The sequence below is a fragment of the Sphingomonas sp. S6 genome (assembly GCF_043498045.1).
Classification (GTDB): Bacteria; Pseudomonadota; Alphaproteobacteria; order Sphingomonadales; family Sphingomonadaceae; genus Sphingomonas.
The window spans coordinates 60,842-77,168 of sequence record NZ_JBIEOE010000007.1; the positions used below are offsets into that span (position 1 = coordinate 60,842).

The following is a 16,327-nucleotide window of genomic DNA, read 5'->3' on the forward strand; positions in this document are numbered from 1 at the left end:
AGCGCGGCGGGCGAGGCCGGCTCGCCCGCGTTGGGACGGCGCCTTACCGCCCCAGCAGCACCGCCGCTTCGTAGAAAGCCGCACCGATCAGGCCGGCGGCGGGCAGGGTGACGACCCAGGCGACGACGATGCGGCTGGCGACGTTCCAGCGCACCGCCGACAGACGCCGCGCCGAGCCGACGCCGACGATCGCGCCGGTGATCGTGTGTGTCGAGGAGACGGGAATGCCGCCCATCGTCGCCATGAACAGCGTGATCGCGCCGCCGGTTTCCGCGCAAAAGCCCTGCGCGGGCGTCAGCCGCGTGATCTTGGACCCCATCGTGTGGACGATCTTCCACCCGCCCGACATGGTGCCGAGTGCCATCGCGGCCTGACAGGAGAGGACGACCCACAGCGGGATGTTCAGATCCTTGCCGACCATGCCCTGCGAGTAGAGGAGGACGGTGATGATCCCCATCGTCTTCTGCGCGTCGTTACCGCCATGGCCGAGGCTGTAGAGCGCCGCGGAGACGAGCTGCAATTTGCGGAAGCGCTTGTCGACGCCCATCGGCGTGAGCTTGATCGAGCTCCACGCGACGACCAGCACGAGAGCGAGTGCGAGGACGAGGCCGAGGGCCGGCGACAGGAAGATCGCCGAGACCGTCTTGATGACACCCCACCAGACGATGACGTCGAACCCGGCCTTCGACATGCCCGCACCGATCAGGCCACCGATCAGCGCGTGGCTGGACGATGATGGAATCCCGAACTTCCAGGTGATGACGTTCCAGACGATGGCGCCCATCAATGCGCCGAAGATCAGCTGGGGATCGATGATCTGCGCGTCGATGATGCCTTTGCCGACCGTCTTGGCGACCGCATGGTCGAACACGGCGAAGGCGATGAAGTTGAAGAAGGCGGCCCATAACACCGCATGATGCGGTTTCAGGACGCGGGTCGAAACCACCGTCGCGATCGAATTGGCGGCATCGTGCAGGCCGTTCAGAAAGTCGAACAGCAGCGCGACGCCGATCAGCGCGACCAGCAGCGTGAAGGAGATCGTCATCGGATCACGCGTGATCGATCACGAGACCCTGGATCTCGTTTGCGATATCCTCGAACCGGTCGGCGATCTTTTCCAGATGGCTGTAGATTTCACGATCGACGATGAAGCGCATCGTCTGGTTGTCGCCGCATTCCTTGAACAGCGCGCGCAGGCCCTGGGCGTGATGCTTGTCCACCTCGCCCTCCAGCGCGACCAGTCGTTCGGTCAGCTGGTGCAGGCGGGGGGCGTTGCTGTCGAGCTTGCGCAGCAGCGGGATTGCTTCGGCGGTGACGCGGGCGGCCTCGGCGGCGAGATCGGCCATCGCGCGCATGTCGGGCGCGAATGCGGTGACGCCGTACAGGTCGATCGTCATCGCCGTCTGGTGCATCTGGTCGATCGAATCGTCCATCACGCCGATCAGGTCGGTGATCGCGGACCGGTCGAACGGCGTCACGAAGACGCGACGCACGTCCTGCAGCACCGCACGGGTGATGTCGTCGGCCTCATGCTCGCGATTCTCGATGTCCGCGATGTGCTGCGCAATCGCGCCATCGCCGCTGAACAGCTGTTGCAGGGCATCCGCACCGGCGACCAGCGTGGCGGCGTGCGCCTCGAACTGTTCGAAGAAGCGACCCTGCTTCGGCATCAGCGCCTGGAACCAGGCAACCATAAAAGACCTTTCAGTAATGGCGCGGCGCGCATGGAGCCGGGAGAGGCGGCACGCAAGCCGTTTCTGCCCGTTGCGCCGGACCGGGACGGATGGGTGACGCGCGGGGAGCGGCCACTTGTCCGGCGGAAGACACATCGGCCATGCCGAGTTTCCGTGACGATAGCATGACTCCTTGGGGATTGCGCCAGTCCGCGTGAGGGGCGGGGCCGAGGCGCCCCAAATCGGGATCGGTGACGGTTCGGCACAGCCATCGAACGGCCGCGGCTCTCATGCTCGCTCGACAAGGGCGACGGCACGGGGCAGGGCCGTGGCATGTCCTTCGTCGCCACGCTCCGCGCCGCCACCGCCGTCGATCACGAGCGGGTGGACGCCGCCTTTGGCGCGATGCGCCTCGACGAGCGCGACGATTATCGCCGCATGCTCACCGCCCATGCGCGCGCCGTGCCGGGGGTGGAGGCGGCGCTGATCCGGGCCGACCCCGCCTGGGGCTTGCCTGCCTGGACGCCGCGCACGCCGTTGCTGGTATCGGACCTCGCCGCGCTCGATGTCGGCATGCCGGATCCATTGCCCTTCGATCTGCCGGAGCAGGAGGCTGCGACGTGGGGCGCGCTGTATGTCGCGGAAGGATCGCGGCTGGGCGGGCAGGTGCTGGCGCGCGGCATCGCCGCGGGCCTGCCGCATGCCTATCTGTCGGCGCGTCATGCGCCCGGCGCGTGGCGGGCCCTGCTGGCAAGCCTCGATGCGCGCGCCACGCTTGCGCCGCCGGCATGGCATAAGGACGTCGTGGACGGCGCCAAGGCGACCTTCTCGCTGTTCATGGCCGCACAAACCAAGAGATAGCGGCGAATTGACGTAGATTTAACCGTCATTACTCATTTTGGCGTAACATAAGTCCAAAATGCTACGCTTTTGCCAGCGTACCTGTCATTCGCGAGCCGGGGTGAAAGGGGGGTCGTGGACCAATGGCGCCGAACGTCGGCAAAGTGACATTCTTGCTGGCCGAGATGCAGACGCGGATCAACGCGGCCGGCCTGCGCAGCTTCGATGGCGATGTCGATCGCTTCGCCATCTTCTCGCTGATCGTGCGCGAAAGTCTGCGCCGCAACCCGCGCGGCAAGGCGATATCCACGCACTCGCTCGCGATCTCTCTGTCGCGCTCGTTCGAAACAGTACGCCGCCATGTGATCGCGCTGACCGAAGCGGGCCTGTGCGTGCGGGGGCAATATGGCGTGCTGGTGCGCGCCGAGGTGCTGGAGCGGCCCGACATCGCCGCGATGATGCGACTGGCGCACGACAGTTTCGTCTGCTTCGTCGAGGGGCTGGAACAGCTTGGCGAGTGGACCGGCGCCCGTCCCGCCGCCAAGCCCTATGACCCGCAGGTCGGCATCGCCGCATCGGTCGATGTGATGCTGGCGGCGGTCGACAGCAATCGCAATATTCACCGCAACTGGCTGGACCTGATGCTGTTTTCGACCGTCCTTTACGCGAACCTGCAGCGCAGCCGCGCCGCGGGGCAGGCATTCGGCTTCGGTCCCGAGCATGCGGTACGGCCCGCCGCGCTCGCCGAGGCGATGAGCCTGCCGGAAACCACGGTCCGCCGGCGATTGAAGCTGCTGGTCGAAGAGGCGGGATCGCTCAAGCGTGTGCCGAAGGGCTATATTCTGTCGGATGCGTGGATGGCCCAGCCCGGCGCCGCGGAAACCAGCGCGCGGACCTATAGCAATATCCGCCTGATCGTGACGCACGCCGTGGCCAACGGCTTTCCGATCGACCGGCCGGCCAGCGCCTATATCGACGGCTGCCCGTCAGCCGTCCAGTTCGTCTGAGCGCGCGCCCGGCTGGGCCAGGATGACGCGGTTCTTGCCCCGCCGCTTGGCGAGGTAGAGCCCTTCGTCCGCGGTGCGCATCGCGCTGGCGGGATTGCCATAGAAGGCGGCCACACCGGCTGAGAAGGTCAGTTGCCCGATCCCTTCGCCCGTCGTCTGGTTGACGAGCGTACGCGCGGCGAGTGCCTCGCGCGCGATGTCGAGCCGGTCGATCGCATCGGCCGGCTCCATATCCTCGAACAGGCAGGCGAATTCCTCGCCGCCATGGCGTGCGACGAAGGCGGCGACGCCCAGTTCGCGACACAGATGCTTGCCGATCATCTTCAGCACGCGGTCACCGGCGTCATGGCCGTGGCGATCGTTGATGCCCTTGAAATTGTCGATGTCGCAGATCGCGACGCTGTGGCGGGGCTCGGCCCAGTCGATGTCGGCTTCGCCGCTCAGCGCCCGCAGGCGTGCATCGAAGCTGCGCCGGTTGGGCAGGCCGGTCAAATGATCTTCGTCCGCGGCCCGCTGCGCTTCCTTCAGCGTGGTGCGCAGCGTCTCGGTTTCGCGCCGGGTCTCGTCCAGCCGCTCGGCGAGTTGCTGCGTGCGAGCAACGGCGGCAGCGGTCAGGTCGATCAGCCGGGCAACGGTGCCGCGCGGATCGCGATCCAGACCGTCCGCCTCCGCGCTGAGCGCCGTCTCATAGTCGCGCGTCGACGCCTGGCCCTGACGGATGACGCGCTCCGAATCGCGCAGGCGCCGCGATAGCGTGTCGGCCATGGACGCCATGCGGTCGGCCTGCAGGTGGGTCTCCGCCTCGGCCTGGCCCGCAAGGCCGTCGACGAACTCCGCATCCAGGCGCCCGGCACGTGCCAGCTCGTCGTCGATCGCGCGGGTCAGCCGGCTGTCCTCGCCCAGCACGTAGCGGCGGGCGATCCGGAAGTGCGCTTCGGTCGGCGACAGATCGTGGGCCGACAGGAAATCGCCGATCTGCGCGAACAGCCGCCGCCCCGCCTCACGACGGGCGTCTTCGCCCGACCCCGCCGTGCGCGCGGCGCCCCCGGTCAGCCAGGATGACAGACGGGCCATGCGCGACGGTGCCGTATCGTGGGGCATGGCGAGCGGCAGGGCATCGATGCCGCGCGCTCCTGCGATGCGTAGCCCGGGCATCGCCGTCCCACGCGCATCGCCATGGCTCAATGGCATCGTCATCCGTCACGTTCCCGATCACCTTTACGAGAACCAATCGTAGACCAGCACAGGTGAAGTAAAGCTTAGCCGCGCCTCATTTCGGTGCGGAAACGATCGAGAAATTGGTCTTGCTGACGTCGATGTGTAGAGATGTCGTTGTATCTCAATAGTATAAACTTTAGGACGTGCGCCTCACTCTTCCGCGATCGGGGCGGTCATGATGGCGCGTAGGCCAGGCATGTTGTCGTGATAATCGAGCGTACCCGACAGGCGCTGCACCATCGCGACCATCATCCGGCTGCCGAACCCCTGTCCGTCACCACTGACCTCGCCGCGACCGCGCCCGTCGTCGGCGACGATCAGCCGCAGCCGGCCGCCATGCTGCTCCAGCGTGATCGCCAGCGGACCGGCCGCACCGTCATAGGCATATTTGGTGGCGTTGATCACCAGTTCGGTGAGGATCAGCCCGATGTTCACCGCACGATCGGTGGGCACCAGCACCGGCGCCAGATCCAGCGTCAGGTGGCGCCCCCAGTCGGCACCCAGCGAAGTGCGCATGTCGCCGACCAGTTCCTCGATATAGCGCGACAGATCGACACTCTCGACCTGATCGTCGCGATACAGGCGGCGATGAACCAGGGCGACCGCTGCAAGCCGCGCTTGCGCCTCCGCCAAGTGATCCGCGATGGCGCCCGGGCCGGCGGTCTTCGCCTGCAAACGCAGGAAGGACGCGACCAGCTGCAGGCTGTTCTGCACGCGATGATTGACCTCCTTCATCAGGACGTCCTTCTGCGCGAGCAGCGTTTCCTTTTCGCGCAGCGTCCGCGTCAGTTCCCGGTTCAGGCCGCGCAGGCGAACCTGCTGGCGCCCTTCGAACAGGCGACGACGGATGCGGTGCGCCGCTTCCACCTGTTCTTGCGACCAGCGGCGCGCGCGCCCGCGCACCGTCTCGACATAGCTGGCGAAGGATGCGCGGGGAGTGAGCGCGGCCGCGTCGTTCGCCTGCGGGCCGGCGCTGTGGCCGGGGGCCTTGTGTGGATTGCCTGCCCATTCGATCGTTTCGACCCGCTCGGCGCGCAGCCAGAGCAGTGTCGCATCCTCCTGGCGCAGCGGCATGGCGATCATGCCGCTGGCATAGGTCAGCACATCGTCCTCCACGCCCATCAGCGCCGGCAGTTCGTGCGTCGCCACGGGTTCGTTGCCCCGCTCATGCACCCAGCGGGCGATCGCGCGCAGCACCGCGTCGGGCGGGCAGCGCCCGCTGGCCTCGACATGATCGCGGGTCACCAGCGCCAGGCCGTCGGCATCCAGCATCTCGCGCAGTTCGTCGCGGGTCGCGCGGATGATCTGCGGCAGCGTGCCCTCATTGCCCAGCCGGGGCGCAAGGCCGTCCTCCACGGTGCGCAGCTGCAACCGCTCGCGATACGCCGCTGCCTCTTCCTTCGTGCGGATCTGGCGGGCGAGGGCGCTCGCCAGCGTGGCGGCCGCGCTGCGGGTCGGCGCGGGCAGCTGGCGCGGCCCGTCGTGGTGACACGCGATCAGGCCCCAGAGCAGCCCGTCCTTGACGATCGAGATAGACGCGGATGCCCCCACGCCCATGTTGCGCAGATATTGGAGGTGGATCGGCGAGACGTGGCGGAGCGCGACATCGGACAGATCGACACCGGTAAAGCCCGCCGGCCGCAGTGGGGCGGGGGTATAATCCACCGTGGGGATCGCCCGCGTCCGGTTGCGCACGTACAGCGCGCGCGCCTGCTTCGGAATGTCGCTTGCGGGAAAATGGTGATTGAGGAACGTCGGCAGATGCGGCGCGCGATCCTCGGCAACGACGACGCCGGCGCCATCGTCGAGGAACTGGTAGATCATCACCCGATCGAACCCGGTCAGCGTGCGATAGGCGGCAGCGGCCCGCGCGCACAGCGTCGTCTTGTCCGTCGCGCGTTCGAAGCTGCTCGCCACCGCGTCCAGCCACGACAGCGTCGCGGCGGCGGTGGTCGCATCCGCCTCGATCGGCTCGAGTTCGACCAGCAGATGCGTGGTCGACCGGTGCAGCGCCACCGTGAAACGCTCGTCGCGGCCGGCGATCGGCTGCGGCATCTGCGCGTTCAGCCCGCCCGACAGCCCTTCGATGAGCGGCCCCACCTCTTGCCCGATCAGCGTGGCGAGCGGTTGACCGAGCCAGTCGCTGCGCAGCCGCGTTTCCAGATCGCCGGCGCCCGCGACCACCGCATGGTCGCCCTCAATGCTCGCGATCAGCAACAGACCGTGCGGCTGGATCGCGCCCGGAATGTGGATCGGCTCACGATCGCAAATGGTGAGGTCGAGAGGCGAATCCGCCGCATCGCTGGCCCGGTTCGGGTGGGAAATCGCCATTATCACTCTGATACTATCCGCGAGACAGCATGGTCCCGCTCACAAGGCATTACAATCCACCCCGTATTAATCTGCATCAATATTGTGTGTGGGCCGCAGGATTTGGGGGAACGCGCGGGTGCCATGGCGGGTTGGCGGTACGGACTTTCAAGGACATGCCGATGCTCGCCCATACCCCGATCCGCTACAGCCCCGATGTCGAGCGGATCGAACCGGATGAGGCGGAAACGATCGCGGCGCTGAACGAAGCCTTCCGCGAGATCCTCGACACGACATCGCGCGACTACGGCCGGGCGGTCCGGTCGGTCCATGCCAAGGCGCATGGTATCGCGCGGGGCAAACTGACGATCCATGAAGGGCTGCCGACCGAACTCGCACAGGGCATCTTCGCGAGCCCGGGGACGTATGAGGCGGTGCTGCGCCTGTCGACGAACGCCGGCGATATCCTGCCCGACGCGATCGGCCTGCCGCGGGGTTTGGCGCTGAAGGTGCTGGACGTCACCGGCGAACGGCTGCCCGGATCGGACGGCGACAGCACGCAGGACTTCATCATGGTCAACGGCCCGGTCTTCACCGCGCCGGACGCGAAGGCGTTCCTCAAGAACCTGAAGCTGCTCGCCAAGACCACTGACCGGCTGGAAGGCGGCAAGGTCGTCCTGTCCAAGGTGCTTCGGGGCATCGAGGCGGGTCTGGAGGCGGTTGGGCATCCATCGCCCACATTGCAGCAACTGGGTGGTGCCCCCCACGTCCACCCGCTGGGCGAAACCTATTACTCGCAGACGCCCTATCGCTATGGCGATCATATCGCCAAGGTCGGCCTGTTTCCGGTCTCGCCCGCGCTGGTCGCGCTCGCCGGCACGACGATCGATACGTCGGATGATCGCGATGCGATCCGTGCCGCGGTGCGCAAGGAACTGATCGCGCACGGCGGCCAGTGGGAACTACGGGTACAGCTCAACACCGATCTCGAGGCGATGCCAGTCGAGGACCCGCGTGTCGAATGGGATCAGGCGGCCAGTCCGTTCGTCACCGTCGCGACGCTGGACGTACCCCCGCAGATCGGTTGGGACGACGATGCCAGCGAAGCGACCGACGAGGCGCTGTCCTACAGTATCTGGCACGGCATCGCCGCGCACCGGCCGCTCGGCAACGTCAACCGCGCACGCCGCGACACCTATCGATTCTCCGCCGATTATCGCCGGAGTTTCAACGGCTGCCCGATGCACGAGCCGGCGCGGCTTGCCGACCTCGCGTGATCCGGCCTAGCAGCGCAGCATGATACGGTTGTTTCACGTCAGCGACGTCCACTTCGGCGCGGAGGATCCTGCGGCGATCGCCTGGTTCAGCCGCTGCGTCGCCGACGAAGCGCCCGATGCCGTCGTGATGACCGGCGATCTGACGATGCGCGCCACCCGCCGCGAATTTCAGCGCGGCGGCGAATGGCTGGCGAGCCTGGGCGTGCCCGTCACGCTCGAGGTCGGCAACCACGACATCCCCTATTATTGGGATCCGTTCCGGCGGTTGTTCGCGCCGTATCAGCGTTATTCCGCGGTCGAACGGATGATTGAGCGCGAGCTCGATCTGCCGGGCGTGACCATCGTGCCGCTGAAGACCACGGCGCGCGCGCAATGGCGGTGGAACTGGTCGAAGGGGAGGGTGAGTTCGGGATCGCTACGGCGTGCGCTGACGATGATGGCGGAGGCGCCCAAGGGCAACGTCATCCTGGTCGCCGCGCATCACCCGCTGATCGACGGTGGCGCCAAAGGCACCGCCAAGACGCATGGCGGTGACGCGGCGCTCGGTGCACTGGCGGAGGCCGGCGCCCATGCCGTCCTGTCGGGCCACGTCCACGACCCCTTCGACCTGCCGATCGAGCGCCACGGCCGGATCGTGCGGATGATCGGCGCGGGCACGCTGTCGAAGCGGACGCGCCATACGCCGCCTGCCTTCAACGAAATCCGCGTCGCGGACGGTGCGTTTGAGACGATCGTGCGGCGGATGGGCGAGGCACCGGCGCCCGCGGCTTAGCCGGGATAGCGCGCTGCTACGACAGGGCGGGCGACGTCTGCCGCTCCCGACGGGCTTAGCGCACTACCGGAGAGCGCGATGGCACGCATCGCGACGACATAGTTGCTCGCCGCCATGACCGCGCACAACCAGCCGACCAGCAGCGCATCGACGGTCAGGATCGGCCAAAGCCACACGCGTGGTGCCATGATCGCCGCGGCGCCCAGCATATAGTGCGGGATCATCAGCGGCAGCATTGCCACGATCGTAAAGGCAATCGTCCACGGCAGCCGCCGCGCCATGATCCGAACCGAGGCGACGGGACCGATCGTCGCATCGCCCAGCGTCGCCGCGACGGTCCAGGCGACCAGCAGGCACTGGACGATCAGGCCGCCCGCCAGGCCGGCAAGCAGCGCCCCCGGCGTCTGCGACAGGCCGAACAGTTGCGCCGCCGACAGCGCCATGTGGACTGCCACCACGCCTGCGAACAGCCGCATCGCCAGCGGATCGCGCTGCGCCGCGAACCGGGGGTCGCGTGTATGGACGAAGCGTGTGATCCAATAGGTGGGAACCAGCAGTGCCAGTACCTTCACCATCCCCAGTGCCATTCGCAGCGGATGATGCTCCAGTGCCTTGGCGGCGGCGATGCTGTCGTACATCCCGATGTGCACCTCGGCGACGTGCTGAAGCAGCTCGAAGACGACCGGCACCAGCGCGAGCAACGGACAGGCGGCGAGGAAGGCGAGGCTGCCGCCATAGCTCGTCCGAAGGCCCTTCCAGAAGGTCATGGTTCATCTCCCTGGTGCGTGAACGTGAGGATATCGCCCGGCTGGCAGTCGAGGACGGTGCAGATCGCCTCCAGCGTCGAAAAGCGGATCGCCTTGGCCTTGCCCGTCTTGAGGATGGAGAGGTTGGCGAGGGTGATGTCGACGCGTTCGCTGAGCTCGGTCAGCGTCATGCGCCGGGCGTGCAGCATGTCGTCCAGATGGACACGCACCGGCATCAGACGGTGCCGTCCAGATCGTCGCGCATCGCCGCGCCCCGTTCGAACACCTGCGCCAGGACGAAAGCGATCAGCACCGCGAGCCAGCCGGTGAAGCTCGGTTGCCAGTCGAGATAGTCGATGTGCAGTGCGTTCGCCGCCACGCGCGCCAGGCCGAAGCCGAGATCGGCGAGCTGGATCACCAGCAGCATCCATCCGATCGTCCGCACCCGCGCGGCATTGGTGCGCGCGAAGGGATCGCCCTGCTCGACCGTGCGCAGGATCGCCCGCAACGCCTTCAGTAGCCGCTCAACCGCCACGCCGACGGGGATGCCGACCAGCATGGTCAGTTGCATGAACGCGATCACCGCGGCGGTGTCGATACGGCCATGATATTTGCGGACCAGCAGCCGCTCGATCAGCTCGGCGCCGGGCAGCGTCGCAATCAGCACCGCGATGAAAAAGGCGATCGCGAGGGCATTGGCGATCCGGAACGCCTGCACCGCACGGACCGACCAGACCAGCAGGCGAGGGGGCTTGGACTTCGCATCTTCCATCAGCGGATAATGCGCGTGATATTGAAAAACGGCAAATGATTCGTTGAAAAACGATATGCCGGGCGCCTCGGTGGGATCGGTGCGGCTCGCCAGCCACTACCGCCCTTTCCGAATTGCAGAAGCGCCCGTCGGCCTCGTCGTCCTAGTAGGCTGCGGTGAAGCGGGCATGCGGATGACGGTGCTGTTCCAGTTCGTCGACCATCGCGATCGCATAATCGGCGAAGCTGATCCGGCTGTTCCCGGCGTCGTCTGTCACCAGCGCGTCGTTGCCCAGCCGGTAGTGCCCGGTGCGGGGGCCCTCGAAAATGTCGGCTGCGGGCGAGAAGAAGGTCCAGTCGATGTCGCGTTCGCTGCGCAGGGCATTGAGGAAGGCCACGCCGCCCTCGGCAAAGGCCTTCCATTCCTGTGGGAATTCCGGTGTGTCGATCAGCGCGACACCCGGCGCCACCTCCAGGCTGCCCGCGCCTCCGGTAACGAGCAGCCGCCGTACCCCGGCCTGGCGCAAGGCGGACAGCAGCATGTCCGCGGTCACGTCGAAGTGGAGCGCGCTGATGACAGCGTCATGGCCGTGCAGCAGCGTGGCGAGAGCGGCAGCGTCGTGTGCGTCGCCCGCAACCCGCGTGATGCCCTCGGCCGCGGGAATGCGATCCGGGTGGCGGGCGATCGCCGTGACCCGATGACCGCGCGCCGCCAGTTCCTTCGTAATCTCCGATCCCGCGCGACCGCTCGCGCCCAATACCGCCACCTGCATGATCATCGTCCTTGATGGTTTCCGATGGTGACCATCTCGGCTACGACCCGATGCCATGCAAGACGGCACCTTTATGTTACCCGGTCACCTGCAGGTGATCGACCGCGGCAATGTCTATGCGCGCGACTGTCCGGCGCGGAAGCTGCTCGACCGGATCGGCGACAAATGGAGTGTCCTGATCTTGCTGCTGCTGGGAGATGGCGAACTGCGCTTCAGCGTGTTGAAGCGGCGTATCGATGGCATCTCGCAAAAGATGCTCAGCCAGACGCTGCGTTCGCTGGAGCGCGATGGCCTCGTTTCCCGCCGCGTCGAACAGAGCGTTCCGGTGTCCGTATCCTATGCGATCACTCCACTGGCCCGGGGATTGCTGACGGCCATGCAGGGGATGATCGACTGGGCCGAAACGGCGATGCCGCTGGTCGAGACGGCGCAGCTACAGTTCGACGATCGCCTACAGCGTATGTGAGTGTCGCGGACACCCGAGTTGAGCGGTTGTCCGATCCATTCCAATCGCAAGCCACGAAAAAGCCGCCGCCCGGCATCCCGGACGGCGGCTTTTCTGTCAGGTCAGGCCGGGACCTGAGCCGGGATTACTCCCGGTTCAGATATTCGCCCGCGGCTTCGTCGCTGCCGTCGCCCGAAGGGACGACCTCGGCGAGCGGATCGCTGCCCGTGCCGGCATCGTCCCGCACCGAACGCTGCTGTTCGGCAGCGCGCAGTTCCGCGGCCGAGGCCGGGGCAACGATCGCCGCCTGCAACGCACGCTGCTGGACGCGGAGCGCCGCATCGCGCGAGGAGGCTGCGACGCGCAGGCGGTTCATGCCTGCGCCGGTGCCGGCCGGGATCAGACGGCCGACGATGACGTTCTCCTTCAGGCCCATCAGCGTGTCCTGCTTGCCCTGGACCGCCGCCTCGGTGAGGACGCGGGTGGTTTCCTGGAACGACGCCGCCGAGATGAAGCTGCGGGTCTGCAGCGACGCCTTGGTGATGCCGAGCAGCACGGGCTTGCCCTGCGCACGGACCTGGTTCGCGTCGAGCTTGTCGTTGATCGCGTCCATTTCCTCGCGATCGACCTGCTCGCCCTTCAGCAGCGTGGTGTCGCCGCCGTCGGTGATCTCGACCTTCTGCAGCATCTGACGAACGATCGTCTCGATGTGCTTGTCGTTGATCTTCACGCCCTGCAGTCGATAGACTTCCTGGATTTCGCTGACGAGATATTCAGCCAGCGGCTCGATCCCCATCGTTTCCAGAATGTCGTGCGGGTTCGGCGAACCGCCGATCAGGTTGTCGCCACGCTTGACGTAGTCGCCTTCCTGAACGTCGATCACCTTCGACTTCGGCACCAGATATTCGACGATATCGCCGCCGTCCTCCGGCTGGATGCCGATCTTCCGCTTCGCCTTATAGTCCTTGCCGAACACGACGCGGCCCGAAACCTTGGCGATGATCGCCGCTTCCTTCGGGATACGCGCTTCGAACAATTCGGCGACGCGCGGCAGACCGCCGGTGATGTCGCGGGTCTTGGCGGACTCGCGGCTGACACGGGCGAGAACGTCGCCGGCCTGCACTTCGGCATTGTCGTCGACCGACAGGAACGCACCGGGTGCCAGCATGTAGCGGGCCGCCTCGCCGTCTTCCGACGTCGTCAGGGTCAGGCGCGGACGCAGATCCTCCTTCGACTTGGACGAGGTGCGATATTCGATCACGACGCGCTGGGCGATACCGGTCGCTTCGTCGGTCTGTTCGGTGAGCGTCTTGCCCTCGATCAGGTCCTGATACTTCACGATACCGGAGTTCTCCGTGATCACCGGCATGGTGAACGGATCCCACTCCGCCATGCGATCGCCCTTCGACAGCATGTGGCCGTCGTCGAACATCACATAGGCGCCGTACGGGATGCGGTGCGTCGAGAGCTCGCGACCGTCCATGTCGACGATCATGATTTCACCCGAACGCGACAGCACCACGCGACGACCACGCTGGTCGACGATCAGGCGCAGGTCCTTGAACACCGCGGTGCCGTCGACCGGCGCCTCGAGGTTCGACTGCTCGTTGAGCTGCGCCGCGCCGCCGATGTGGAAGGTACGCATCGTCAGCTGCGTGCCCGGCTCACCGATCGACTGCGCCGCGATGACGCCCACCGCTTCACCGATGTTCACCGGCGTACCGCGAGCGAGGTCACGCCCATAGCACTTGCCGCAGACGCCGATCTTCGATTCGCAGACCAGCGGTGAGCGGATCTTCATGCCCTGGATGCCCATGGCTTCGATCTGCGCGACCATCGCCTCGTCCAGCAGCGTGCCGATCGGGATCACCACCTGGTTGGTCTTCGGATCGACGACGTCTTCAGCCGTGGTGCGGCCGAGGATGCGCTCGGCGAGCGACGCGATGGTCGAACCGCCCTGCACGATCGCCTTCATCTCGAGCGCGCGCTCGGTGCCGCAATCCTCTTCGATGATGACGCAGTCCTGCGACACGTCGACGAGGCGGCGGGTGAGGTACCCCGAGTTCGCGGTCTTCAACGCGGTGTCCGCGAGGCCCTTACGAGCGCCGTGGGTCGAGTTGAAGTATTCAAGAACGGTCAGACCTTCCTTGAAGTTCGAGATGATCGGCGTTTCGATGATCTCGCCCGACGGCTTGGCCATCAGGCCGCGCATGCCCGCGAGCTGCTTGATCTGCGCGGGGCTACCACGGGCGCCCGAGTGCGCCATCATGTAGATCGAGTTGATGTCCTTCTCGCGGCCGACCAGCGGGCCGTCCTCATAGTGACGGACCGCCTTGATCTCGTTCATCATCGAGTTCGCGACCTGGTCGCCGCAACGGCTCCAGGCGTCGATCACCTTGTTGTACTTCTCCTGCTGCGTGATCAGGCCGTCCTGATACTGCTGCTCGAAGTCCTTCACCTGCTCGCGCGTCTCGTCGACCAGACGATCCTTGTCCGGTGCGATGATCATGTCGTCCTTACCGAACGAGATGCCGGCGCGGAACGCGTGGCGGAAGCCCAGTGCCATGATCGCGTCGGCGAACAGCACGGTCTCCTTCTGGCCGGTGTGACGATACACTTCGTCGATCACCTCGCCGACGTCCTTCTTGGTCAGGACGCGGTTGACGGTGTCGAAGGGCACCTTGTGGCTCTTCGGCAGGCACTCGCCGAGCAGCATGCGGCCCGGGGTCGTCTCGTAGCGCTTGAGGTACTGGTTACCGTTCTCGTCGGTCTGCGGAACGCGGCTGACGATCTTGGTGTGCAGCGTCACCGCGCCGGCGAAGAGGGCCTGATGCACCTCTTCCATGTCGGCGAGCAGCATGCCTTCACCCGGCTCCTTCTCCTTCTGGAGCGAGAGGTAATACAGGCCCAGCACCATGTCCTGCGACGGCACGATGATCGGCTTGCCGTTGGCGGGCGACAGGATGTTGTTGGTCGACATCATCAGGACGCGCGCTTCCAGCTGCGCCTCGAGGCTCAGCGGAACGTGCACGGCCATCTGGTCGCCGTCGAAGTCGGCGTTGAACGCGGAGCAGACCAGCGGGTGAAGCTGGATCGCCTTGCCCTCGATCAGCACCGGCTCGAACGCCTGGATGCCCAGACGGTGAAGCGTCGGCGCGCGGTTCAGCATGACCGGGTGCTCGCGGATCACCTCGTCCAGGATGTCCCAGACTTCCTTGCGCTCCTTCTCGACCCACTTCTTGGCCTGCTTCAGGGTCATCGACAGACCCTTGGCGTCCAGACGGGCATAGATGAACGGCTTGAACAGCTCGAGCGCCATCTTCTTCGGCAGGCCGCACTGGTGCAGCTTCAGCTCCGGCCCGGTCACGATGACCGAACGACCCGAATAGTCGACGCGCTTACCCAGAAGGTTCTGACGGAAGCGGCCCTGCTTGCCCTTCAGCATGTCGGACAGCGACTTCAGCGGACGCTTGTTGGCGCCCGTGATCGTGCGGCCGCGACGGCCGTTGTCGAACAGCGCGTCGACCGCTTCCTGCAACATGCGCTTTTCGTTGCGGACGATGATGTCCGGCGCACGCAGCTCCATCAGGCGCTTCAGGCGGTTGTTGCGGTTGATGACGCGGCGATACAGGTCGTTGAGGTCCGACGTCGCAAAGCGACCGCCGTCCAGCGGCACCAGCGGGCGCAGTTCGGGCGGGATGACCGGGACGACTTCGAGGATCATCCACTCCGGACGGTTGCCCGATTCCAGGAAGCTCTCGACGACCTTCAGGCGCTTGATGATCTTCTTGGGCTTCAGCTCCGACTTGGTCGTCGCCAGCTCTTCCAGAAGCTGCACCTTCTCGCCCTCGAGGTCGAGGTTCTCGAGCATGATGCGCACCGCTTCCGCGCCGATGCCGGCGGAGAAGGCGTCTTCACCGTATTCGTCCTGCGCTTCGAGCAGTTCGTCTTCGGTGAGCAGCTGGTACTTTTCGAGCGGCGTCAGGCCCGGCTCGATCACGATATACGCCTCGAAGTACAGCACGCGCTCGAGCTGCTTCAGCTGCATGTCGAGCAGCAGGCCGATGCGGCTCGGCAGCGACTTCAGGAACCAGATGTGCGCGACGGGGGCGGCCAGTTCGATATGGCCCATGCGCTCGCGGCGCACCTTCGACACCGTGACTTCGACACCGCACTTTTCGCAGACGATGCCCTTGTACTTCATGCGCTTGTACTTGCCGCACAGGCATTCGTAATCCTTGATCGGACCGAAGATGCGCGCGCAGAACAGGCCGTCACGTTCCGGCTTGAACGTACGGTAGTTGATCGTCTCGGGCTTCTTGATCTCGCCGAACGACCACGAACGGATCTTGTCGGGCGATGCGATACCGATCTGGATCTGGTCGAAGGTTTCCGGCTTCGCGATCGGATTGGCGAAATTGGTCAGTTCGTTCATAGGTATGAACCTCTTTTGAAACTCAACTCCTCTCCCATCGGGAGAGGAAGGGGCCCGCCAGCGAAGCTGGTGGGAAGGTGA

13 protein-coding genes and 1 pseudogene are annotated in these 16,327 nt (G+C 65.8%); 5 read left to right on the forward strand and 9 right to left on the reverse strand.

Annotation, left to right across the window (positions count from 1 at the left end):
* Window positions 1–43 precede the first annotated feature (43 nt).
* Both ACGVWT_RS12555 and ACGVWT_RS12560 read right to left on the reverse strand, forming a co-directional pair.
* Window positions 44–1,045, reverse strand: a complete 1,002-nt coding sequence (locus tag ACGVWT_RS12555; RefSeq protein ID WP_116460688.1) for an inorganic phosphate transporter — start codon at window positions 1,043–1,045, stop codon at window positions 44–46.
* A gap of 4 nt (window positions 1,046–1,049) precedes the next feature.
* Window positions 1,050–1,709, reverse strand: a pseudogene (locus ACGVWT_RS12560) (DUF47 domain-containing protein); the annotation flags it as partial.
* 297 nt (window positions 1,710–2,006) lie between these two features.
* Here ACGVWT_RS12560 and ACGVWT_RS12565 point away from each other — a divergent pair.
* On the forward strand, window positions 2,007–2,534 hold the full coding sequence (locus ACGVWT_RS12565) for a biliverdin-producing heme oxygenase (protein WP_315462726.1): 528 nt from the start codon (window positions 2,007–2,009) through the stop codon (window positions 2,532–2,534).
* A gap of 143 nt (window positions 2,535–2,677) precedes the next feature.
* On the forward strand, window positions 2,678–3,520 hold the full coding sequence (locus ACGVWT_RS12570) for a hypothetical protein (protein ID WP_315462727.1): 843 nt from the start codon (window positions 2,678–2,680) through the stop codon (window positions 3,518–3,520).
* Here ACGVWT_RS12570 and ACGVWT_RS12575 read toward each other — a convergent pair.
* Entirely contained in the window at window positions 3,500–4,717 is a 1,218-nt protein-coding gene (locus tag ACGVWT_RS12575) for a diguanylate cyclase (RefSeq protein WP_315462728.1), read from the reverse strand. The genes ACGVWT_RS12570 and ACGVWT_RS12575 overlap by 21 nt on opposite strands.
* A 171-nt stretch (window positions 4,718–4,888) precedes the next feature.
* Complete coding sequence (locus ACGVWT_RS12580) at window positions 4,889–7,069, reverse strand: histidine kinase dimerization/phosphoacceptor domain -containing protein (protein ID WP_315462729.1); 2,181 nt, start codon at window positions 7,067–7,069, stop codon at window positions 4,889–4,891.
* Window positions 7,070–7,224: 155 nt separating this feature from the next.
* Here ACGVWT_RS12580 and ACGVWT_RS12585 point away from each other — a divergent pair, with 155 nt between their 5' ends.
* Window positions 7,225–8,325 carry a catalase family protein gene (locus ACGVWT_RS12585; RefSeq protein ID WP_315462730.1) on the forward strand — a complete coding sequence of 367 codons (1,101 nt, stop codon included), beginning with the start codon at window positions 7,225–7,227 and terminating at the stop codon, window positions 8,323–8,325.
* Window positions 8,326–8,344: 19 nt separating this feature from the next.
* Entirely contained in the window at window positions 8,345–9,097 is a 753-nt protein-coding gene (locus tag ACGVWT_RS12590) for a metallophosphoesterase (protein ID WP_315462731.1), read from the forward strand.
* Here the strand turns inward: ACGVWT_RS12590 and ACGVWT_RS12595 are convergent.
* From ACGVWT_RS12595 to ACGVWT_RS12610, 4 genes are all read right to left on the reverse strand, one after another.
* On the reverse strand, window positions 9,094–9,864 hold the full coding sequence (locus ACGVWT_RS12595) for a hypothetical protein (protein WP_315462732.1): 771 nt from the start codon (window positions 9,862–9,864) through the stop codon (window positions 9,094–9,096). The two genes, ACGVWT_RS12590 and ACGVWT_RS12595, sit on opposite strands and share 4 nt — an antisense overlap.
* Window positions 9,861–10,079 carry a helix-turn-helix transcriptional regulator gene (locus ACGVWT_RS12600; RefSeq protein WP_017978131.1) on the reverse strand — a complete coding sequence of 73 codons (219 nt, stop codon included), beginning with the start codon at window positions 10,077–10,079 and terminating at the stop codon, window positions 9,861–9,863. The genes ACGVWT_RS12595 and ACGVWT_RS12600 overlap by 4 nt, the downstream gene beginning before the upstream one ends.
* Window positions 10,079–10,615, reverse strand: coding sequence for a DUF2975 domain-containing protein (locus ACGVWT_RS12605; protein WP_315462733.1), 537 nt, complete (start codon window positions 10,613–10,615; stop codon window positions 10,079–10,081). The genes ACGVWT_RS12600 and ACGVWT_RS12605 overlap by 1 nt, the downstream gene beginning before the upstream one ends.
* Window positions 10,616–10,757: 142 nt before the next feature.
* Window positions 10,758–11,366, reverse strand: coding sequence for an NAD(P)-dependent oxidoreductase (locus ACGVWT_RS12610; protein WP_315462734.1), 609 nt, complete (start codon window positions 11,364–11,366; stop codon window positions 10,758–10,760).
* 55 nt (window positions 11,367–11,421) lie between these two features.
* On the opposite strand from ACGVWT_RS12610, the gene ACGVWT_RS12615 reads away from it, so the two are divergent.
* The gene (locus ACGVWT_RS12615) at window positions 11,422–11,832 is read left to right on the forward strand and encodes a helix-turn-helix domain-containing protein (RefSeq protein WP_315462735.1); all 411 of its coding nucleotides are present in this window, start codon (window positions 11,422–11,424) and stop codon (window positions 11,830–11,832) included.
* A gap of 124 nt (window positions 11,833–11,956) precedes the next feature.
* Here the strand turns inward: ACGVWT_RS12615 and rpoC are convergent, their stop codons facing one another.
* Window positions 11,957–16,246, reverse strand: coding sequence for a DNA-directed RNA polymerase subunit beta' (gene rpoC, locus ACGVWT_RS12620; RefSeq protein WP_116460700.1), 4,290 nt, complete (start codon window positions 16,244–16,246; stop codon window positions 11,957–11,959).
* Between the last annotated feature and the right edge of the window lie 81 nt (window positions 16,247–16,327).